Origin of the sequence: Methylobrevis albus (assembly GCF_015904235.1) — a bacterium.
GTDB lineage: Bacteria > Pseudomonadota > Alphaproteobacteria > Rhizobiales > Pleomorphomonadaceae > Methylobrevis_A > Methylobrevis_A albus.
This window is the reverse complement of the sequence record NZ_JADZLT010000042.1, coordinates 18142-38782: the sequence shown is the minus strand read 5'-3', so window position 1 is coordinate 38782 and position 20641 is coordinate 18142. Positions and strand designations below refer to the sequence as shown.

18 protein-coding genes and 1 riboswitch are annotated in these 20641 nt (G+C 71.4%); of the genes, 13 read left to right on the top strand and 5 right to left on the bottom strand.

All coding sequences use genetic code 11. From position 1 onward, the window contains the following. Positions 1-8 precede the first annotated feature (8 nt). From I5731_RS05215 to I5731_RS05200, 4 genes are all read left to right on the top strand, one after another. Positions 9-1262 (top strand): D-alanyl-D-alanine carboxypeptidase family protein, encoded by a 1254-nt coding sequence (locus I5731_RS05215; protein ID WP_197310315.1) that lies wholly within the window; start codon positions 9-11, stop codon positions 1260-1262. Positions 1263-1424: 162 nt separating this feature from the next. Beyond that, complete coding sequence (locus tag I5731_RS05210; protein ID WP_197310314.1) at positions 1425-1934, top strand: SRPBCC family protein; 510 nt, start codon at positions 1425-1427, stop codon at positions 1932-1934. Then, positions 1931-3103, top strand: coding sequence for a CobW family GTP-binding protein (locus tag I5731_RS05205; RefSeq protein WP_197310313.1), 1173 nt, complete (start codon positions 1931-1933; stop codon positions 3101-3103). Before I5731_RS05210 ends, I5731_RS05205 begins: the two co-directional genes overlap by 4 nt. Positions 3104-3185: 82 nt before the next feature. Continuing rightward, positions 3186-3380 carry a hypothetical protein gene (locus I5731_RS05200; protein WP_197310312.1) on the top strand — a complete coding sequence of 65 codons (195 nt, stop codon included), beginning with the start codon at positions 3186-3188 and terminating at the stop codon, positions 3378-3380. Positions 3381-3879: 499 nt separating this feature from the next. Here I5731_RS05200 and I5731_RS05195 read toward each other — a convergent pair whose 3' ends face one another. The 3 genes from I5731_RS05195 to I5731_RS05185 form a co-directional block, all read right to left on the bottom strand. Further along, the gene (locus I5731_RS05195; protein ID WP_197310311.1) at positions 3880-4266 is read right to left on the bottom strand and encodes a response regulator; all 387 of its coding nucleotides are present in this window, start codon (positions 4264-4266) and stop codon (positions 3880-3882) included. Between the two features lie 157 nt (positions 4267-4423). Further along, on the bottom strand, positions 4424-5008 hold the full coding sequence (gene hpt, locus I5731_RS05190) for a hypoxanthine phosphoribosyltransferase (protein WP_197310310.1): 585 nt from the start codon (positions 5006-5008) through the stop codon (positions 4424-4426). Further along, entirely contained in the window at positions 5005-5907 is a 903-nt protein-coding gene (locus I5731_RS05185; RefSeq protein WP_197310309.1) for a zinc-ribbon domain-containing protein, read from the bottom strand. The genes hpt and I5731_RS05185 overlap by 4 nt, the downstream gene beginning before the upstream one ends. A 277-nt stretch (positions 5908-6184) precedes the next feature. Here I5731_RS05185 and ftsE point away from each other — a divergent pair, with 277 nt between their 5' ends. The 4 genes from ftsE (at position 6185) to I5731_RS05165 (ending at position 9494) form a co-directional block, all read left to right on the top strand. Then, positions 6185-6844 carry a cell division ATP-binding protein FtsE gene (gene ftsE / locus I5731_RS05180; RefSeq protein WP_197310308.1) on the top strand — a complete coding sequence of 220 codons (660 nt, stop codon included), beginning with the start codon at positions 6185-6187 and terminating at the stop codon, positions 6842-6844. Then, a complete protein-coding gene (locus tag I5731_RS05175) occupies positions 6841-7797 on the top strand; it encodes a cell division protein FtsX (protein WP_197310307.1) in 957 nt (318 codons plus the stop codon). The genes ftsE and I5731_RS05175 overlap by 4 nt, the downstream gene beginning before the upstream one ends. 259 nt (positions 7798-8056) lie before the next feature. Further along, positions 8057-8662: a YdcF family protein gene (locus I5731_RS05170; RefSeq protein ID WP_328838198.1), complete on the top strand. Its 606-nt coding sequence runs from the start codon at positions 8057-8059 to the stop codon at positions 8660-8662. A gap of 43 nt (positions 8663-8705) precedes the next feature. Beyond that, a complete protein-coding gene (locus I5731_RS05165; protein ID WP_197310306.1) occupies positions 8706-9494 on the top strand; it encodes a lysophospholipid acyltransferase family protein in 789 nt (262 codons plus the stop codon). Positions 9495-9501: 7 nt separating this feature from the next. On the opposite strand, the gene I5731_RS05160 is transcribed toward I5731_RS05165, so the two are convergent. After that, complete coding sequence (locus I5731_RS05160; protein ID WP_197310305.1) at positions 9502-10062, bottom strand: gamma-glutamylcyclotransferase; 561 nt, start codon at positions 10060-10062, stop codon at positions 9502-9504. A 110-nt stretch (positions 10063-10172) separates the two neighbouring features. Here I5731_RS05160 and I5731_RS05155 point away from each other — a divergent pair, with 110 nt between their 5' ends. Continuing rightward, the gene (locus I5731_RS05155; protein ID WP_197310304.1) at positions 10173-11162 is read left to right on the top strand and encodes a DUF2125 domain-containing protein; all 990 of its coding nucleotides are present in this window, start codon (positions 10173-10175) and stop codon (positions 11160-11162) included. A gap of 21 nt (positions 11163-11183) precedes the next feature. On the opposite strand, the gene I5731_RS05150 is transcribed toward I5731_RS05155, so the two are convergent. Continuing rightward, positions 11184-13148, bottom strand: coding sequence for an ATP-binding protein (locus I5731_RS05150; protein ID WP_197310303.1), 1965 nt, complete (start codon positions 13146-13148; stop codon positions 11184-11186). A gap of 201 nt (positions 13149-13349) precedes the next feature. Then, positions 13350-13456: riboswitch (guanidine-I (ykkC/yxkD leader) on the top strand. Between the two features lie 256 nt (positions 13457-13712). Between I5731_RS05150 and I5731_RS05145 the strand changes: the two genes are divergently transcribed. From I5731_RS05145 to atzF, 4 genes are read left to right on the top strand one after another with little or no spacing between them, the layout of a single operon-like run. Beyond that, a complete protein-coding gene (locus I5731_RS05145) occupies positions 13713-14537 on the top strand; it encodes an urea amidolyase associated protein UAAP1 (RefSeq protein ID WP_197310302.1) in 825 nt (274 codons plus the stop codon). An 11-nt stretch (positions 14538-14548) separates the two neighbouring features. Further along, positions 14549-15247, top strand: a complete 699-nt coding sequence (locus I5731_RS05140; protein WP_197310301.1) for an urea amidolyase associated protein UAAP2 — start codon at positions 14549-14551, stop codon at positions 15245-15247. Positions 15248-15265: 18 nt separating this feature from the next. Then, entirely contained in the window at positions 15266-18808 is a 3543-nt protein-coding gene (gene uca, locus I5731_RS05135; protein ID WP_197310300.1) for an urea carboxylase, read from the top strand. Beyond that, complete coding sequence (gene atzF / locus I5731_RS05130; RefSeq protein ID WP_197310299.1) at positions 18805-20613, top strand: allophanate hydrolase; 1809 nt, start codon at positions 18805-18807, stop codon at positions 20611-20613. The genes uca and atzF overlap by 4 nt, the downstream gene beginning before the upstream one ends. Positions 20614-20641: the final 28 nt, after the last annotated feature.

Here is a 20641-nt window from a genome sequence, read left to right as displayed (position 1 = left end):
AACCGCCCGTGTCCGCATCCGACTTCGAGATATTCAGCCCGGCCGCCGGCCATTCCCTGCTGCGGCGCCGCGCGCCGCGCTGGGCGGCGGGCCTGCTGGCGCTGCTCGTGGCGCTCGCCGCCCCGTTCTCCGCGATGGCCTCGCCCTTCCTCGTCTTCGACGCCCGCACCGGCGAGGTGCTCGACGAGAACGACGCCTTCGCGCCCTGGTATCCGGCCTCGATCACCAAGCTGATGACCGCCTATGTCGCCTTCGAGGCGATGCGGGCGGGCGAGGTGACGCCGCGCTCCCCGGTGACCATCTCGGCCCGGGCGCTCGCCGAGCCGCCGAGCAAGATGGGCTTCAAGGCCGGCACGGTGCTGACCCTCGACGCGGCGCTGAAGATGATGATCGTGAAGTCGGCCAACGACGTCGCCGTCGCGATCGCCGAATCGATCTCCGGCAGCGAGCCGGCCTTCATCGCCCGCATGAACGAGACCTCGCGCCGCCTCGGCATGACCGGCTCGCGCTGGACCAACCCGAACGGCCTGCCCGACCCCGGCCAGTGGTCGACCGCCCGCGACCTCGGCATCCTTACCCGCGCGCTGATCGTCGGCTTTCCCGAGCATGCGGAGATGTTCCGCATCACCGCCTTCTCCGTCGGCCGCCAGATCGTCCGCTCGCACAACGACCTGCTCGAACGCTACCCCGGCAGCGACGGCATGAAGACCGGCTACATCTGTTCGTCCGGCTTCAACGTCGTCGCCAGCGCGACGCGGGACGGCCGCCGCATCGTCGCCGTGGTGCTCGGCGAGCCGAACTCCGCCTATCGCTCGGAAAAGACCGCGCAGCTGATCGAGAAGGCCTTCGGCAACCGCGGCGGCCTGTTCGGCGGTCGCCAGAAGCTCGAGACGCTGCGCCCGTCGCAGACGCCCGCCGCCGCCCCCTTCGACATGCGCCCCTACGTCTGCGGCGAAGGCCGCGAGGAGGCGCGCAAGATCAAGGCGCCGGGCCCGTCGCTGCTGCTGCCGCGCTCGCCGACCGTCACCGCGGTGGCGCTGTCGCTCGGCGGCGCCGAAGGGCCGGTCGGTGTCGTCGCCGAAGCCGGCACCGGCTCGGGCGACGAACTCGCGATCTCCGATCACCTCACCGCCTACGCGGCGTCGGGCCCCGGCATCGTGCCGCTGCCGCCGCTGCGCCCGCTGCCGTTCGCGACCATCGATCCCTCCGCCACCGCCGACGCCTTCGACCCCGCCGCCGCCCAGCCGCGCCCCCGGCCCTGATCGCCTCCCGAGCGGCCCCCGAGCCGCCCCCTCGGCATCCGGGGGCCGGCACCGGCGCGGGGCCCACATAAGCTCCGGGGCGGCGCCCGTCGCACCGGACCCGGTCCTGCCCCTCCCGCCGCAGTCGCGGCGGCCGCCGCATGTTTTCGAAAGGCCTGAGCGATGGAGATCTCCGCCGAGGCGATGCTGCCGGTGTCGCCCGAAACCGCCTTCGACACCTTCACCGATTTCCCCGCCTATCCCCGGTTCCTCAGCGGCGTCGACGCGGTGGAGATGATCACCGACCCGCCGCTGCGGCTCAAATCCCGCTTCTTCGAGACCCGCACGATGTTCGGCCACACCGAGCGGGTGAAGCTGATGGTGGTGGCGCTCGACGCGCCGTACCATATCCTGTTCGAAACCCGCGCCGTCGGCACGCGCTTCACCCTCGGCATCGACCTTGCGCCCGCCGAAGGCGGCACCCGGGCGGCGCTGACCATCACGGCGACGCCCGAGACCTTCAAGGGCCGCATCGCGCTCGCCTTCATGGCCGGCATGCGCAGCCGGATCGCCGAGGCGCTCGCCACCGACCTCGCCGACGGCCGGGCGGAGGCGATCCGGCGCGGCGGCCCAGGTGTCGGCGGCAGGGCGGCGGATGGATCGCGGGCGACGCACGGCGGGAGCATGAGATGACCGAGGCGAGACAGAGGCGCGAACCGATCCCCGTCACGGTGCTGACCGGCTTTCTCGGTGCCGGCAAGACCACGCTGCTCAACCGGCTGCTCGCCGACCCGGCGATGCGGGACGCGGCGGTGATCATCAACGAATTCGGCGAAGTCGGCCTCGACCATCTCTTCGTCGAGGCCGACGACGGCATCGTCGAACTCGCCTCCGGCTGCCTCTGCTGCACCATCCGCGGCGACCTCGTCGCCGCGCTGGAGAATTTCCTCCGCCGCATCGACAACGACCGCATGGACCGGCTGTCGCGCGTGGTGATCGAGACCACCGGCCTCGCCGACCCGGCGCCGGTGCTGCACACCATCATGGCGCACCCCTACCTCGTGCTGCGCTACCGGCTCGACGGCGTGGTCACCCTGGTCGACGCGGTCAACGGCGCGGCGACGCTCGACGCGCATATGGAGGCGGTGAAGCAGGCCGCCGTCGCCGACCGGATCGTCCTCACCAAGACCGACATGCCCGAGGGCGCCGCCGCGCGGGCGAGCCTCGTCCGCCGCCTCGCCCGGCTCAATCCGGCGGCCCCGGTGCTCGATGCCGCGGACGGCGCCGCGACGCCGGCCGCCCTGCTCCATGCCGGCCTCTGGGACGAGGCGACGAAGACCGCCGACGTCCGCCGCTGGCTCGCGGCCGAGGCCTACGACGACCACGGGCACGGCCACCACCATCATGATCACGGGCACGGTCATGACCATGACCACGGCCATGCGCACGCCCAAGGTCATGCCAACTACCTCAACCGCCACGACGCCCACATCCGTTCCTTCGCGCTGACCACCGACCGGGCGGTCGCCGTCGGTGCGCTCGAGATGTTCCTCGACCTGCTGCGCTCGGCGCACGGCGAGCGGCTGTTGCGCATGAAGGGAATCGTGCGGCTCGCCGAGGATCCGGAGCGGCCGATGGTGGTGCACGGCGTGCAAAAGGTGTTCCATCCGCCCGTCCGCCTGCCGGCCTGGCCCGACGCCGACCACCGCACCCGGCTCGTCTTCATCACCCGCGACCTCGAGGAAGCCTTCGTGCGCCGGCTGTTCGACGCCTTCGCCGGCACCCTCGCCGTCGACACGCCCGACGCCGCCGCGATGTTCGACAACCCGCTCAGCCTCGCGGGCTTCTCGGGCCCGCGCTGACGACGGCCGTTAGGATTTTCTTCACGATGTCGGCGCACCGTCGAACCGGTCGCTCTTCTTCAGCAGACGGGATGCTCGGGCCGTGGACGTCACCTCGATCGCCATGATGGCCATGGCTGCGAATGCGGCGCAGCTGCAGTCGTCGCTCGGCGTCGCCATGGTCAAGCAGCAGAACGAGATGGCGCAGTCCATGGTCGCGATGCTCGACGCCTCGGTCGAAAGCGCCCGCGCCGCAGCGCCCGCCGGCATGGGTCAGCTCGTCGACATCATGGCGTGAGCGGGCGTTGATGGGCCGGGTGGTGGTGGCGGGTCCGGAGTGCGCCCGAGCAGCGCCCCCGACCATGTGACAGCGCGGACGCCCTCGTGGTTCCCGATCACAGGTCCCTCGATCGCATGACCGATCACAACCCCCTCAGCCGTCATTGCCGGGCTTGACCCGGCAACCCAATAGCGTTGCCGGTTGGATTGTTCTATCCGACTGAAATGATTTGACTAATCATGAAGCCGTGTTGTCTGTGGCACGGCGAGTGGTTGCCGGGTCAAGCCCACGGCTGTCCGGATCAGCGCGACGGCATAGGCCGCCGCACCCGGCCTCGTCCTTCGAGACGACCCGTTCCGGGTCTCCTCAGGATGAGGCCTCCAGTCTTTTTCTGTTTTGCGACAAAAGCTTGTCCTTTCCCTCATTCTGAGGAAGCCGCGCAGCGGCTGTCTCGAAGGGCGAGGGAAAAGCCGGGGCGCCGGCGAGCTTGAGGCGGTGTCCGGCAACCCCTGCCCCCTCACCCCGCCAGCCGCTCCTGCGCGGGCGGGCAAAGGGCGGCGGCGACGGCGCGGCGGATTTCGGCGAGCGAGAACGGCTTCGGCAGCACGTCGCGCACGATGGCCTCGAGCTCGCTCGCCCGTTCGCGCTGGTCGGCAAATCCGGTCATCAGCAGGATCGGCAAGTCGGGATGGTCGCGGGCGGCGTTGAGCGCCAGCGCGATACCGTCCATCACCGGCATCATGATGTCGGAGACGAGCAGGTCGAAGCGGCCGCCCTCGCGGAGAATCTCCAGCGCGGTGCCGCCGTCGCCCGCGCTCGTCACCTGGTGCCCGTCGATCTCCAGCGCGCGGCGAACGAAGGTGCGGACCGCGTCGTCGTCCTCGGTGAGCAGGATGTGCGCCATGCGAGTTCTCCGTTCGGCTCTGGTCTCGGTCCATCTCGCCGACGGTCACTCCGCCGGCGCGACTTGGTGGTCCGGAAGGCGTTACGACCGTCTTAACACTCGCATCGGCGCCAGGTCCCCAACCCGGCCGATACGGATTGGTTCCCTCGGCCCCGGCTCAGCCGGCCGCGGCGGCTTCCGGCTCCGCGGCTTCCGGAATCTCGCCGATCACTCCGACATAGGGCAGCTGGCGCCAGGCGTGGCCGGCGTCCATGCCGTAGCCGACGACGAAGGCGTCCGGGCAGACGAAGCCGATGTAGTCGGCGGCGATCTCCGCCTTGCGCTTGCCGGGCTTCTCGAGCAGCACCGCGACGTCGACCCGCCGCGCCCCGCGCGATTCGAGCAGCTGGCGCGCATAGGCGAGCGTGCGCCCCGATTCGAGGATGTCGTCGACCACCAGCACGTCGCGGCCGGCGACGTCGGTGTCGATGTCGCGCAGCACCGTGATCGACCCGGTCGAGACCCGGCCGGCGCCGTAGCTCGACAGCGTCATGAACTCGACCTGCGGCGCCAGCCCGACGCCGTGCATGGCGCGCAGCAGGTCGGCGGCGAACATGAAGCTGCCCTTGAGGATCGCCACGACGAGCAGGTCGCGGTAGCCCGCCGCGGCGATGTCGTCGGCAAGGCTCTGCACGCGCGCGTCGATCACGCTGGCGGAGTAGAGGACGGTGATATCCGGCGTCGTCGTCGAACTGCTGGTCATGGAATCCTCGTGGCGGTCGCTCGCCGGTCGGCGAATCGAACCTCGATCTCGGAAGCCGCATCGGGCGGCAACGGCAGCCGGGAGCGGAAGCGCGACGTTTCGCCGGGCGCCAGCGTCGGCTGCGCCGGTTCCATCGACCACGCGAAGATTTCACGGTGCTGCTCGGACTTCAAACCGAATCGCAGCATCGGCACCTCGCGTGCCGCCGCGGTGACGTTGACGATCTGGCCCTCGACCACCAGCACCGGCCCGCTGGCATCGACCTCGCCGAAGGTCTTCAGGTCGCGGATCGCGAGGCCGCGCAGGTTCACCTCCAGCCCGACGAAACCGTAGAGGCTGGCGAGATCGGGCACCAGCCGCACGATCGGCTCGCGCAGCATGACGGCACCGGTGATGAAGGCGGCAAAGCCCGCCGCTGCGAGCAGGCTGGCGAACACCGGCGGAATTTCGACCCGCAGTCCGGCCGGCCGGCGCTTCGCCTTGCCGCCGACCTTGCGCGCCGGCCCCTTCGGCCGCGGCTTGGCCGCCTGGCGGCTGCGGGCGGCGTCGTCGTCGCCGAAGCCGCCGGGGACCGCGTCGATCACCGGTCCGGCGCCGAGCGCGGCATCGAGCGGCTCCGGCGCCGCGGGCGCGTCCTCGTCGGGGGCGGGCGGCCGGAACCAGTCGTCGGTGGTGGCGGCGTCGGCGCCGACGCCCGTGTCCGTGGCCCCGCTCGCGGCGAGTTCGGCCGACGCGGTCTCCCAGGCGTCGTCGAGGCTTTCCTCGGGCGCGGTCTCGGCGGGGGCCTGGGCGAGCCAGGTGGTGGCGCAGCGCGAACAGCGCACGGAGCGGCCGGCCGGGCCGATCGCGCCGTCGGCCAGGGTGTAGGTCTTCGCGCAATTGGGGCAGCTGATCTTCAAGGCTCCCCTCCCGGCCGCCGGCCGACGACCATCATCTGGCCCATGTTCCGCGCATCATCCTGAGCGCCGGTCGCGCCCGCGCGGTCGCCCCGCGGCGCAGGCGAGGATCCATCCGGTCCACCCGTTCGACGGCCACCCGGACGACGGCCGACGAATCGCCGGCGTCGCCGCCGGCGCGATCCACGTCTCGTTGCCGCCAGCGGACGCGGATATGATTAATGAACTCTTAAAACCTCGGCGCCCATGATCCCGTGATGATGCCGCAAAGGACCACGAATTGATACGCTTCGAGAACGTCGGCCTGCGCTACGGCATGGGGCCTGAGGTGCTCAGCGACCTCACGTTCCACCTGCCGCCGCGCTCGTTCCACTATCTCACCGGCCCCTCGGGCGCCGGCAAGACGACGCTGCTCCGGCTGCTGTTCCTGTCGCTGAAGCCGACGCGCGGCCTGATCACCGTGTTCGGCAAGGAAACCACGCGCTTCGCCAAGACCGAGCTGCCGCAGGTGCGCCGCCGCATCGGCATCGTGTTCCAGGATTTCCGCCTGCTCGACCACCTCACCACCTACCAGAACGTCGCGCTGCCCTACCGGGTACTCGGCCGCGACGAATCGAGTTACCGCGCCGACGTCATCGACCTCCTGAAATGGGTCGGGCTCGGCGAGCGCATGCACGTGCTGCCCCCGGTGCTGTCGGGCGGCGAGAAGCAGCGCGCAGCGATCGCCCGCGCCCTGATCACCAAGCCCGAGCTGCTGCTCGCCGACGAGCCGACCGGCAACGTCGATCCGCCGCTCGCCCGCCGCCTGCTGCGCCTTTTCGTCGAGCTCAACCGCCTCGGCACCGCGGTGCTGATCGCCACCCACGACCTCGCGCTGATGGACCAGTACGACGCGCGCCGGCTCGTGCTCGCCGACGGCCGGATGGAGATCTACGAATGAGCCCCGCGCGCGCGCCCGCCGCCGGGCTCCCTGCCGACGACGGCGGCGGCGATCCCTGGGGCAGCGCCACCATCGTGCCGCCGCAGACCATCGCCGGACGCGCGCTGACGCTGGTGATCGCCATCATGACCTTCCTCGCCAGCCTGACGCTCGGCGCGGTGACGTTGATCGACGACGCGGCCCGGGCCTGGACCTCCGACATCGGCCGCGAACTCACCATCGAGGTGCGCCCGATCGACGGCGTCGACCTTCCCGGCGAGATCGCCAAGGCGACGGCGCTCGCCCAGGAGTTTCAGGGCGTCGGCCGCGTCCACGCGCTCACCGACACCGAGACCCGCCGCCTGCTCGAGCCCTGGCTCGGCAGCGGCATCGACCTCGACGCCCTGCCCGTGCCGCGCCTCGTGGTGGTGGAGATCGACGATCCGCTCGCCGTCGACCTCGGCGCCCTGCGCGAGGCGGTCGCCGCCGACGTGCGCGGCGGCTCGCTCGACGACCATGCCGCCTGGATCGACCGGCTGCGTGCCATGGCGGGTGCGATGGTCGCCGGCGGCGCCGGCATCTTCGTCCTCGTGCTGGTCGCCCTCGTGCTCAGCGTCGTGTTCGCCACCCGGGCGGCGATGGCCGGCAACAGCGACATCATCGGCGTGCTGCACTTCGTCGGGGCGGAATCCGGCTTCATCGCGCGCGAGTTCCAGCGCCATTTCCTGCTGCTCGGCATCAAGGGCGGCCTGATCGGCGGCAGCCTCGCGCTCGCCTGCTTCGTCGTCGCCGGGTTGCTCACGCGCCAGAGCGCCGGCATGCCCGGCGCCGACCAGATCACCGCCTTCGTCGGCGGTCTCCGGGTCGGCCCGCTCGGCTATGCCGCGGTGCTGGTGCTGGTGTTCGCGGTGGCACTTCTCACCGCCGCGACCTCGCGCTGGGCGGTGCACCGGTCGCTGGCGGAGATCGACTGATGCGATATGCGTCACACTTTTTTCGTCCTGTTCCCGATCTGCTGCGCAAACCAGCGGAAAACCGGCCTCGCGGGCTTGCCGCGCTCGGGCCGCAATCTGCTAGGATGATCCGGCGATGACCATGCCCACGACGTCCCCCACGTCCCATGTGTCGAGGTCCGGCGGCCGCTCGGCTGCCGGCCGGCGCATGCGGCGCGTGGCGACGTCGCCGGCCGGCGCGGGACGCCCACGCCGGCGTCGGCGGCGCGCCCTGGCCGTCGTGCTGTTCAGCCTGCTGCTCGCCGGCATCGGTTTCGCAGCCGACGGCTTCCTGCGCTTTGCCGGCGAGGTTTCGGCGATGTCGATCCCGGCCTCGACCGACGCCGACGCCATCGTCGTGCTCACCGGCGGCAGCGACCGCATCAGCGGCGGCATGGCCCTGCTGCGCGAGGGCCACGGCCGCCGGCTGCTGATCTCCGGCGTCCACCCCGAGACCAGCGCGGCCCAGATCGCCCGCGTCACCGCCACCGGCCCCTCGATCCTCGACTGCTGCGTCGACCTCGACCGCCGCGCCGCCAACACCATCGGCAACGCGGTGGAAACCGCGCGCTGGGCGAGCCAGCACGGCTTCAACTCGCTGATCGTCGTCACCAGCGCCTACCACATGCCGCGCAGCATGATGGAGCTCGGCCACGCCATGCCGGACCGTCAGCTGATCCCCTATCCGATCAGTCCGTCGCGGATGGAACTCGGCGACTGGTACGTCCGCTCCGACACGGCTCTGCTTCTCCTCACCGAATATGTGAAGTATACGGCGGCGAGAGTGCGGCTGCTGATGACGCCCGAGCGGATGATTCCGATGCTCGCGGCGGACGCGGTCGGGTGACGCGGCGCGGCAGCCGCGGTGCAGCAGACGGGGGCGGCGGCGGATGAGCTCGAAAACGGCGGTCGTGCGGTCCCTTGCCTTCCACGCCCTGTTCTATCCCTACCTCACCATCGCGATGCTGTTGACGCTGCCCATCCTGGTGCTGCCGCGGCGCACGCTGATGAAGATCTGCCAGGCCTGGAGCGTTTCGGCGCTCGCCCTGCACCGCGTCGTGATCGGGGTGCGTTGCGACTGGCGCGGGCAGGAGCGGGTTCCGCCGGGCGCGCTGCTCGTCGCCGCCAAGCACCAGTCGACCTGGGAAACGCTGTCCCTGATCACCCGCTTCGACGATCCCGCCTTCGTCCTGAAGCGCGAGCTGATGTGGATCCCGCTGTTCGGCTGGTGGCTGAAGCGGATGAAGATGATCCCGATCGATCGCCGCAAGGGCAGCGAGACGCTCGCCGCCATGAGCATCGCCGCGGCCGAGGCGATCGCCGAGGGCCGCCAGGTGCTGATCTTCCCCGAAGGCACCCGCCGCGAGGCCGGCGCGCCGCCAGCCTACAAGTTCGGCATCGCCCGCCTCTATACGGCGCTGGACTGTCCCTGCCTGCCGGTGGCGCTGAACTCCGGCATGATCTGGCCGCGGCGCCAGTTCGTGCAGCGGCCCGGCACGCTGATCGTCGAGTTCCTGCCGCTGATCCCGCCCGGCCGCAGCGCCCGCAGCTTCTTCCGCGAGTTGCAGCACACCATCGAGGACGCCTGCGACCGCCTGATGATCGAGAGCGCCGCCGACAATGCCGAGGACCTGCCGCCCTCGGTGCGTGCGCGCCTCGCGGAACTGGCCGCGGCCTGACGCCGCGTCAGACCGGCCGGACGGGCGCCGTGGCGGGGTCGCCGAGCCGGGCCGCCACCGCCTCGAGCTGCGGATCGTGGATGCCGAGGTCGCGCAGATGCGCGAGCGTCGACAGCACGTAGTCCGGATTGTCACCCGAGATGCCGACCCCGCGCCTGACCAGCGCCGCCTGGGTCTCGATATCGAGCGCACCGGCATATTGCGGGTGGCGCCGGTCGACGAGGTAGGTGAGCGCCGGCACCACCGACACCCCCTCCACCGGATCGACGACCCGCACCGGGCGCACCGCCTCGACATAGACCCCCGTCACCTGCTCCCGCTCGCGCAAGTAAGCGATCACCTCGCTCCGGTCCTCGGCCGCGACCTCGAACACGAGGCCGCGGCAGGCGCCGCCGCGGTCGAGCCCCAGCACGAGACCGGGCTCCGCCTCGGTGCCCCGGTGAACCCAGGAGAACACGCACAGCGCGCGCCGGGCACCGCGCAGCAGCCCGGGGCGCACCCGGCCGAAGCGGAATCCCGGCCGCCACATCAGCGAGCCATAGCCAAAGACATAGAGCGGGCCGTCCATCGGGTGCCTTCCTTTTGCCGGCCGATCCGGCTAGCAGATCGGACGGCCGCGCGGCAAGCCCGCGGTGCGGCCGGCGCCGGAGGGCGCGGACGAGCGGACGGGATCGATCGATGCGCAACAAGGTAATCATCCTCGGCGTGGCCGTCATCGCCGTCGTGGCCCTGTGGAGCTGGGGCTGGACCGTCGTGCGCGACCGGGCGGTCACCGAACTCGACCGGGCGGTCGCCGACCTTGCCGCCCGCGGCGGCAGCTTCGCCTGCGCCGAGCGCGACACCGGCGGCTGGCCGTTCCGCCTCGACCTCGACTGCCGCCAGCCGCGCCTCACCCTGCCCGACGGCACCGGGATTACCGCGGCGCGCCTGCTCGTCACCGGCGTGATCGACGACTGGCGCCTCGTCGTCGCCTCGGTCGAGGGGCCGCTCCAAGTCGCGGCGCCGGACGGCTCCGCCGTCGACGCGAGCTTCGCCCGGCTGCAGCTCAGCCTGCGCCACGACGGACGCCGGCCGGAGCGGCTCTCGGCCGCCGCCGATGCGCTGTCGCTCGACGTGGTTCCGCCCGGCGGCGACACCGCGCTGCCGGCGGTCGGCCTCGACGCCGCCTATGCCGAGGTCCATGTCCGCGCCGGCGCGGCGCCGGACAGCCTCGATGCCGCGACGCTGCTGCGCGCCGCAACCCTCGACGTCGCCGGCCGCGGCAGCCTGCCCGACGCCGCCGATCTGCGCGCCAGCGCCGTGATCGGCGCCGTCGGTCCGCTCGCCGTCGGCCCGGCCGCCTGGCGCGACGCCGGCGGGAGCATCGACATCACCAGCCTCGATTTCACGATGGCTCCGACCACGATCTCCGGCGGCGGCCGGCTCGGCATCGACGGCGACGGCCGCCTCGAAGGCCAGATCGACCTCACCGCCCGCGGCCTCGACGGCCTCACCAGCGCGGCGGCGGCGGGTCGCAGCATCGCCGCCCCGGTCGCCGCCCTCGGCACCGCCTTCCTGATCCTCGGCAGCCCGGCCGGCGACGGCGCCCGCGCGCTCTCCGTCAGCGCCGTGGACGGCACGCTGAGCGCCAACGGCATGACCCTGACGCGCCTGGCGCCGGTGTTCTGAAACGCGGGAAAGCTCGGCGCGTCAGCGCCCGTTCGAACCCGGCGGACGGCCGAAGATCGACTGCCGGATCGAGGGCGCGGGCCGCTCGCCGTCGCCGGTCTCGCGCGGACCCGCCTCGCGGCGAAGGTCCGGGGCGGGCCGGAAGCTCTTCGGCGGCGGCGCATCGTCGCCCGGGCGCCGCACGGGCAGCGCGAGGAAGCCCGGCGGCAGGTCGTCGTCGATGTCGGTCAGCGGCCGCCCGGCGACGGGGCCCCGCCCGCTCGCGGCGGCGAGATCGGCGAGTGCGCTCGGCCGCGGCGACAGCAAATCGTCGGAGGGCGACAGGTTGCGCATCCGGCGCACGATGCCGTCGAGATCGTTGAGCTCCGGCCGGCGGTGCATCTCGGTCTCGCGGCCGGCGGCGCGCGGCAACGCACTGTCGGCGAGCCGCTCGAAGCGCATCCGCATCGGCACCGCGATCGCCTCGCCGAAGGCGATCGCCTCGCCGTTGTCGAGCGACGACAGGAAGCTGATCGACGATTCCGACGAGGCCGAGATCGCCGAGCGGATCAGCCCCTGGTCGAGTTCGTTGGTGAGGCGCATCGCGAACACCGACGAGCACTGCGACAGGATCGTCGCGTCGAGTTCGGCCGGGCGCTGGGTGATCACGCCGAGGCCGACGCCGTACTTGCGCCCTTCCTTGGCGATGCGGGCGATCGCCTGCCGCGTCGGCCCAAAGCCGAGGTCCGGATCGGAGGGGATGTAGCGGTGCGCTTCCTCGCACAGCACCAGCAGGCGCACCGCCCCGTTCGCCCAGACGCCGATCTCGAAGGCGAGCCGGCAGAGCACGGCGGCGACGGCGTTGACGACCTCCGACGGAATGCCCGCGAGCTGGAACGTCGTCACCGGCCGGCCGTTGCCGGGAATGCGGAAGATGCGGCCGAGGATGTCGGTCATCTGGTCGCCGACGGCACCGGCGAACATGAAGCGGAAGCGCGGGTCGTTGACCGCCGACTGCAGGCGGAACTTCAAATTGCGCAGGGAGGGCTTCGAGTCGCGGCCCTCGAGCCGGCCGAGCCGGTCGTCGATCAGCGCGAGCAGGTCGACCATGCGGAAGGGGATCGGCGTGTCGACGGTGATCGCGGTGTTCTCGCCGCCGCGCCGCTTGATCGCCCCGCCCTCGCCGCCGCGAAACAGGCGCTTCGCCTCCGGCAGCAGGTCATAGAGGAAGTCGACCTCCTCGGGGATCGGCGTGCGGCCCTTGTAGAGCACCTCGACGAACTCCTCGAGCCGGAACAGCCAGAACGGCAGGTCCAGCGTCTCGGGATCGATCACCACCGAGGTATCGGGGAAGGCGGCGGCGAACTCGTTGTGCGGGTCGAGGATCAGCACGCGCAGCCGCGGCTCGGCGGCGATCGCCTTGTTGATCAGCAGCGACACCGCGGTCGACTTGCCGACGCCGGTGGTGCCGACCACCGCGAAGTGCCGTTCCAGCATCGTCGCCATCGAGATGGTGGCGTCCATGCGCTCGTCCTGCGCGAGGCGGCCGATCACCACCGGATTGCCGCCGCGGGTCTCGTAGATCGCGGCGAGGTCGGAGGCGCGCATGCGGTGGGCGATGGCGCCGAGATAGGGGTGGTTGCGGATGCCCGAGTGGAACATCGACTGCCCGTCGGGACCCGACGTGATCTCGCCGACGAGTTCGACCTCGACCAGCATGACGTTGTCGCTGTGCTCCGACCACGCCTTGGTCTGGGTGTTCATGCTGTAGACCAGCGCGGCGATGCGGCTGTCGTTGACCGAGATCGACACCAGCCGGCCGACCGCCCAGAGCTCCGACAGCGATGTGTCACCGGCGGCGACCACCGCCGAGATCGTCGCGTGCGATCCGTTGCAGGCGACGACGCGTCCGAGGAACCGGTTGCCGGGCTTCAGCACGTCGCGGCGGTTGCTGTCCGAGATGTCCGGCGTCGGCTGCACGTCGATCCTCTCCGTCTTTCCGGGCATCGTAAGTGCAAGTGCTTAATAAGTTTGGTCTGTGCACCGCCGCCCCCGACGGTGGCGCTCTGCGGGTGATGGAATCGCCCAAGAAGCGGCCAGTGCGACTTCAATTGCCACCATTTTGAGCAGATGCGGCTGATTGCATACGATAGAATGGCGCCGGGGTGCGGTTGGTGCGGTGGCATGTCGCTTGCTCCACGTCCCATGAGAGATGGCGGCTAGGGTTCCGGCTCCGATGCGAGCGCTGGTCCGAGAGCTGCCGCCGGCCCGGGAGACATCCGGCCGGTACACGGAGGGACAAAATCCCGGGAGACCTCGCTCGCTGACGGGATTGGCGAAGCTGGTCTTCACCGATCCCCGAACTGCCGGTCAGGCCAGACAGGGGATGCCATGCGGAATTTCATCGGACGTCGATCGCTGCGGCACCCGGGCGCGCCGTCGCCGTGCCCGCCCGCCGCCGCGGCAAACGCGCCCCGCGCCCGCTGACCCGCGCCCCGGCCCGCGACGACGTGGCGCCGCGATCCCTCCTGCCGGGACGGCCCGGCCGATCTTTCCAAAGGACGTCAGAGCATGGAACTCTCCCCCGAGGCCCACGCCGCCATGCAGGCGCACCGGCGCCGCTACGAGGAACTGAAAGCCGCCGGCACCGGCGTCGCCCCGCGCGCGATGCCCGTCCCGACGCCGAAGGACGGCGCGCCCCTTCCGGCTGACGCCGTCATCTCCCGCGAGACGCTGCCCGGCGGCTGGTACACCGGCTTCCGCCTGCGCCGCGGCGAGGCGATCCGCCTCGTCAACACCGAGGGCAGCAGCGCCGTCTCGCTGCTCGCCTGGAACGCCGCCGACACCTCCGAGCGGATCAACCACGCCGACACTGTCAAGATCCAGTGGACCGCCGCCCTGCGGAAGGGCCGGGTGATCTTCTCCGATATGGGCCGCGTGCTGCTTTCGATCATCGAGGATACGTCGGCCGCCCACGACGCCCTCACCGGCGGCTCCACCGCCGCCTCGACGCTGGCGAAATACGGCGCCGGCAACTTCCGCAACACGCGCGACAACCTGGTGCTCGCCGCCGCCAAGCTCGGCCTCGACCGGCGCGACATCCCGCCCTGCGTCACCTTCTTCGCACCCGTCATCGTCGGCGCGGGCGGCAGCTTCACCTGGAACGCCGCCGCCCGCAGCGCCGGCGACTTCGTCGACCTGCGCGCCGAGCTCGACCTGCTCGTCGCCGTCTCCGCCTGCCCGCACCCGCTCGACCCGGCGCCGGACTATGCGCCCGGGCCGGTCGAGATCGTCCGCTTCCGTGCCCCCACGCCGGCGGCCGACGATCTCTGCCGCACCGCGACGGCGGAAGCCGTGCGCGGCTTCGAGAACACCGACCGCTATCTCGCCGGCTGATGGAGCGCGCCATGACCGAGACAACCATAACCGACGCCGCCAGCGCCGCCGCCGCGATTGACCGCCTGTTCGACGGCTCGCCGCGCCTCGCCCCCGGCACCCCGGTGCTCGACCACGAAATCCCCGCTCGCCAGCCCTGGTCCGGCGTGATCCGCAAGGGCCAGGTCTTCCGCATCATCGACAGCTACGGCCAGCAGGCCGTCGACACGCTGTTCTATCGGTGGGGCGATTTCTCCGAGCGCTACAGCGCGCAGGATACGCTGCGCGTGCAGGGCTCGGCCTATGTCGGGATCGGCACCAGGATCGTCTCGAACGAGGGCAACCTGATGCTGACGGTCACCGCCGACAGCTGCGGCCGCCACGACAGCTCGGCGGGCGCCTGCTCCTGCGAGGCGAACACCGTGCGCTTCGGCCACCACACCCGCTACCTGCACGCCTGCCGCGAGAACTTCGTCCTCGAGGTGACGAAATACGGCATGGCGAAGCGCGACATCGTGCCGAACATCAACTTCTTCATGAACGTGCCGATCGCCCAGAACGGCGACCTCGTCATCGACGACGGCATTTCCGAGCCGGGCGCCTATGTCGAGATGGTGGCGGCGATGGACGTGCTCTGCGTCATCTCCAACTGTCCGCAGGTGAACAACCCCTGCAACGGCTTCAACCCGACGCCCGTGCGCGTCCAGATCTTCGACGCGCCGAAGCTCTGACGGACGGGATCGGGAGCCATGTTCAGGAAGGTCCTCATCGCCAATCGCGGCGAGATCGTCGGGCGCATCGGCCGCACGCTGAAGCGCCTCGGCGTCGGCTCGGTCGCGGTCGCCTCCGACGCCGACCGCTTCACCCCGCCGGTGCTCGCCGCCGACGAAGTGGTGCGCATCGGCCCGGCGCCTGCCGCCGAAAGCTACCTCCGCTTCGAGAAGATCATCGAGGCCTGCAAGGCAACCGGCGCCGAGGCGGTGCATCCGGGCTACGGCTTCCTCTCCGAAAACGTCGCCTTCGCCGAGGCACTGGCGGCCGAGGGCATCGCCTTCATCGGCCCGCGCCCGGAGCATCTCTCCGCCTTCGGCCTGAAGCACACCGCGCGGGCGCTGGCGGAGGCCGCCGGCGTGCCGCTGCTGCCGGGCTCCGGCCTGCTCGCCGACGCGGCCGCCGCCGTCACCGCGGCCCGTGCGATCGGCTACCCGGTGATGCTGAAATCCACCGCCGGCGGCGGCGGCATCGGCATGCAGCTCTGCCACGACGATGCCGACCTCACCGCGAAGTTCGAGACGGTGCAGCGCATGGCGACGGCGAGCTTCGGCGACGCCCGCGTCTATCTCGAGCGGTTCGTCGCCGACGCCCGTCACATCGAGGTGCAGATCTTCGGCAACGGCCGCGGCGACGTCGTCGCCCTCGGCGAGCGCGACTGCTCGCTGCAGCGCCGCAACCAGAAGGTCGTCGAGGAGACCCCCGCCCCCGGCATCACGCCGGAGCTGCGCGAGGCGCTGCTCGCCGCCGCCGTGGCGCTCGGCCGCTCGGTCGCCTATGAGAGCGCCGGCACGGTCGAATTCGTCTACGACGTCGCCCGCGCCGAGTTCTATTTCCTCGAGGTCAACACGCGGCTGCAGGTCGAGCATCCGGTGACCGAACTCGTCACCGGCATCGACCTCGTCGAGTGGATGGTGCGCCAGGCCGCCGGCGAGGACGTGCTCGCCGGGCTCCCGCCCATCGTGCCGCAGGGCGCGGCGATGGAGGTGCGGCTCTACGCCGAGGACGCGCTGCAGGGCTTTCGCCCGAGCGCCGGCCGCCTCACCCGGGTCGCCTTCCCCGAAGGCGTGCGCGTCGACGGCTGGATCGAGACCGGCTCCGACGTCACCACCTTCTATGACCCGATGCTGGCGAAGATCATCGTCGTCGGCGCGACCCGGGCGGAGGCCGCCGAAAAACTCGGCGCGGCGCTGGCCGCGACCGAGATCGCCGGCATCGAGACCAACCTCGCGTATCTGCGCGAGATCGTCGCGAGCCCGATGTTCCGGGACGGCGCGGTCGCGACCTCGGTGCTGGCGCGCTTTCCCTATGCGCCGCGCGCGATCGAGGTGCTCAGCCCCGGCGCGCAGTCGAGCCTGCAGGAACTCCCCGGCCGCCTCGGCCTCTGGCACGTCGGCGTGCCGCCGTCCGGTCCGATGGACGCGCGCTCGTTCCGCATCGCCAACCGCATCGTCGGCAATGCCGAGGACGCCGCGGCCCTCGAACTCACCGTTGCCGGCCCCACCTTGCGCTTCCACGCCGACGCCGTGATCGGCCTTGCCGGCGCGGCGATGCCGGCGAAGCTCGACGGCGTGCCGGTGCCCTATGGCGCGCCGGTGACGGTCGCCGGCGGGCAGGTGCTCAACCTCGGCACCATCGAGGGCGCCGGCCAGCGCACGTATCTCGCCGTGCGCGGCGCCTTCACCGCGCCCGAGGTGCTCGGCTCGCGCGCCACTTTCACCCTCGGCGCCTTCGGCGGCCACGCCACCGGCACGCTGAAGCCCGGCGACGCGCTGCACTTCGGCGCCGCCGTGCCGGTCGCCGACCCGGCGCCGCAGGACCTCGCCGATCTCAGCCGAGAGTGGACGCTCGCGGTCGTCTACGGCCCGCACGGCGCGCCCGACTTCTTCACGGACGCCGACATCGCGACGCTGTTTTCCGCGCCCTACGAAGTGCACTTCAACAGCGCCCGCACCGGCATCCGCCTGATCGGCCCGCAGCCGGAATGGGCGCGCAGCGACGGTGGCGAGGCAGGGCTGCACCCCTCCAACCTGCACGACAACGCCTATGCGATCGGCGCGATCGATTTTACCGGCGACACGCCGATCATCCTCGGCCCCGACGGCCCGAGCCTCGGCGGCTTCGTCTGTCCGGCGGTGGTGGCGGCCGAGGATCTCTGGAAGCTCGGCCAGCTGAAGCCCGGCGACACGGTGCGCTTCGCCCCCGTGGCACGGCCGGACGATCCCGTCGCCGGACCGCTGCCGGCGCCGGCGCTGTCGATCCCGGACGGCATCGGCTCGCCGATCCTGGGGTCGGACCCCGGCGCCGCGGTGCCGGTGGTCTATCGCCGCCAGGGCGACCGCAACCTGCTCGTCGAATACGGCGACATGCGCCTCGACCTCGGCCTGCGCCTGCGCGCCCACGCGCTGATGCAGGCGCTGGAGCTGGAGCGCCCCGCCGGCATCGTCGACCTCACCCCCGGCATCCGCTCGCTGCAGGTGCACTACGACCCGGAGGTGCTCTCCCGCACCCGCCTGCTCGGCCTGCTCGCCGAACTCGAGGCCGGCCTGCCCCCCGTCGCGGACGTCACCGTGCCGAGCCGCATCGTCCACCTGCCGCTGTCGTGGAACGACCCGGAGGTGCAACTCGCGATGCGCAAGTACCAGGAACTGGTGCGCCCCAACGCGCCCTGGTGCCCGGACAACATCGAGTTCATCCGCCGCATCAACGGCCTCGACGACGAAGCCGCCGTGAAGCGGACGATCTTCGACGCGAGCTATCTCGTGATGGGCCTCGGCGACGTCTACCTCGGCGCGCCGGTCGCGACGCCGGTCGACCCGCGCCACCGGCTGGTGACGACCAAGTACAACCCGGCCCGCACCTGGACGCCGGAGAACGCGGTCGGCATCGGCGGCGCCTATATGTGTGTGTACGGCATGGAAGGCCCGGGCGGCTACCAGCTGTTCGGCCGCACCATACAGATGTGGAATACATGGCGGACGACGCGCGAGTTCACGCCCGGCCACCCCTGGCTGCTGCGCTTCTTCGACCAGATCCGCTTCTTTGAGGTGGACGGGCCTGAACTCGCCGAGGCCCGCGCCGCCTTCCCGCAGGGCGCCTTCCCGATCCGGATCGAGGAGACCACGCTCTCCTACGCCGATCATCTCGCCGAAGCCGCCCGCAACGCCGCCGGCATCGCCGCCTTCGAGGCACGCCGCCAGGCCGCCTTCGAGGCCGAGCGGGCGCGCTGGAAGGCCGAGGGTCTCGACGGTTTCATCGCCGAGACCGCCGGCATCACCGAAGCCGGCGAGATTCCCGACGGCTGCACCGCCCTCTATGCCCACGTGCCCGGCAGCGTCTGGAAGTTCGTGGTGGACGAGGGCGCCGTGGTCGCGGCGGGAGATCCCGTCGTGATCGTCGAATCGATGAAGATGGAAATCACCATTCCGGCCCCGGCCGCGGGGCGCATCCGCGCCTTCCGCAGCGCGCCGGGCAAGATGGTGCGCGCCGGCGACGTCGTCGCCCTGATGGAGGATCTATGACCGACCTGCCGACCATGCTCGACTTCGCCGCGCTCCGCGCCCTCTACGCCGCCGGGGCGAGCCCGCGCGACGTGATCGACGCGGTCGCCGCGCGCATGGACGCCGGCGATCCCGCCGCCTTCATCAACAAGGCCTCGAAGGCGGCGATGCTCGCCGACGTCGAGGCCCTGCTCGCCCGCGCGCCGAACCCGAACACGCTGCCGCTCTGGGGCCTGCCCTTCGCGGTGAAGGACAACATCGACGTCGCCGGCCTGCCGACCACGGCCGGCTGTCCCGCCTTCGCCTATACGCCGACCGCCGACGCCGAAGTCGTCAAGCGGCTGAAGGCCGCCGGGGCGATCGTGATCGGCAAGACCAACCTCGACCAGTTCGCGACCGGCCTCAACGGCACCCGCTCGCCCTATGGCGCGCCGCGCTCGGTGTTCGACGCCGCCTATGTCTCGGGGGGCTCGAGCTCCGGCTCGGCGGTCGCGGTCGCCTCCGGCATCGCCGCCTTCGCGCTCGGAACCGACACCGCCGGCTCGGGCCGCGTGCCCGCCGCCTTCAACAACATCGTCGGCGTCAAGCCCTCGCCCGGCCGCGTCCCGGCCACCGGCCTCGTCCCCGCCTGTCGCTCGATCGACGTCATCACCGTGTTCGGCGCCAGCGTCGCCGATGCCGTCGCGGTGCGGGCGGTCATGGAGGGCTACGACGCCGCCGACGCCTATTCCCGTCACGCGGCCCACATCGCTTTGCCGGCAAAGCTCCGCCTCGGCGTGCCGGCAGCAAGTGAACGCGAGTTCTTCGGCAACGCCGCCTACGAGACGCTCTACGATGCGGCGATCGTCCGCGCAGCCGAGCTCGGCGCCGAGATTGTCGAATTCGACTACGTCCCGTTCCGCAAAGCCGCCGAACTCCTCTACCTCGGCCCCTGGGTCGCCGAGCGCCTCGCGGCGGTCGAGACCTTCCACGCGGCGAACGCCGATGCGATGGACCCGACCGTGCGCAAGATCGTCGAGGGCGCGATCGGCATGACCGCCGTCGACGCCTTCCGCGGCCAGTATGCGCTGGAGGCCTATCGCCAGGCCGCCGCCGCCGAATGGGCCAAGGTCGACGCGCTGCTGCTGCCGACCTCGCCCGACATCCAGACCATCGACGCGATGCTCGCCGATCCAATCGCGCTCAACGCGCGCTTCGGCCGCTACACCAATTTTGCGAATTTCTTCGGCTGCGCGGCGATCGCGGTGCCGGCCGGGTTCACGCCGGCCGGGCTGCCCTTCGGCGTCACCCTCGTCGGCCCGCGCGACACCGACGCCGCCCTCGCCCCGTTCGCCGCCGCCCTGCACGCGGCCGCTGGCTGTGGCATGGGGATCGCGACCGAGGCGACGCCGCCGGTGGTGCCGGCGACGCCTGAGGATCGCATCCCGATCGTCGTCGTCGGCGCGCATCTCACCGGCATGCCGCTCAACCACGAACTCACCAACCTCGACGCCCGCCTCGTGCGGACGGCGAAGACCGCGCCCGACTACCGGCTCTTCGCGCTCGCCGGCACCGTGCCGCCGAAGCCCGGCCTCGTGCGCGAACCCGGCTTCGACGGGCCGGGCCTCGCCGTCGAGGTGTGGTCGCTCGACCCGGCCGGCTTCGGCCGCTTCATCAACGGCATCCCGCAGCCGCTCGGCATCGGCAAGCTGAAGCTCGACGACGGCAGCCTCGTCTCCGGCTTCGTCTGCGAGCCGGCGGCGCTGGAGGGGGCGATCGAGGTGACGTCCTTCGGCGGCTGGCGCGCCTATGTCGCGTCGAAGGCGAAGGCCGCGGCGGCGAGCTGATCACCGCCAGGTGTCGCCCGCCCGGCCG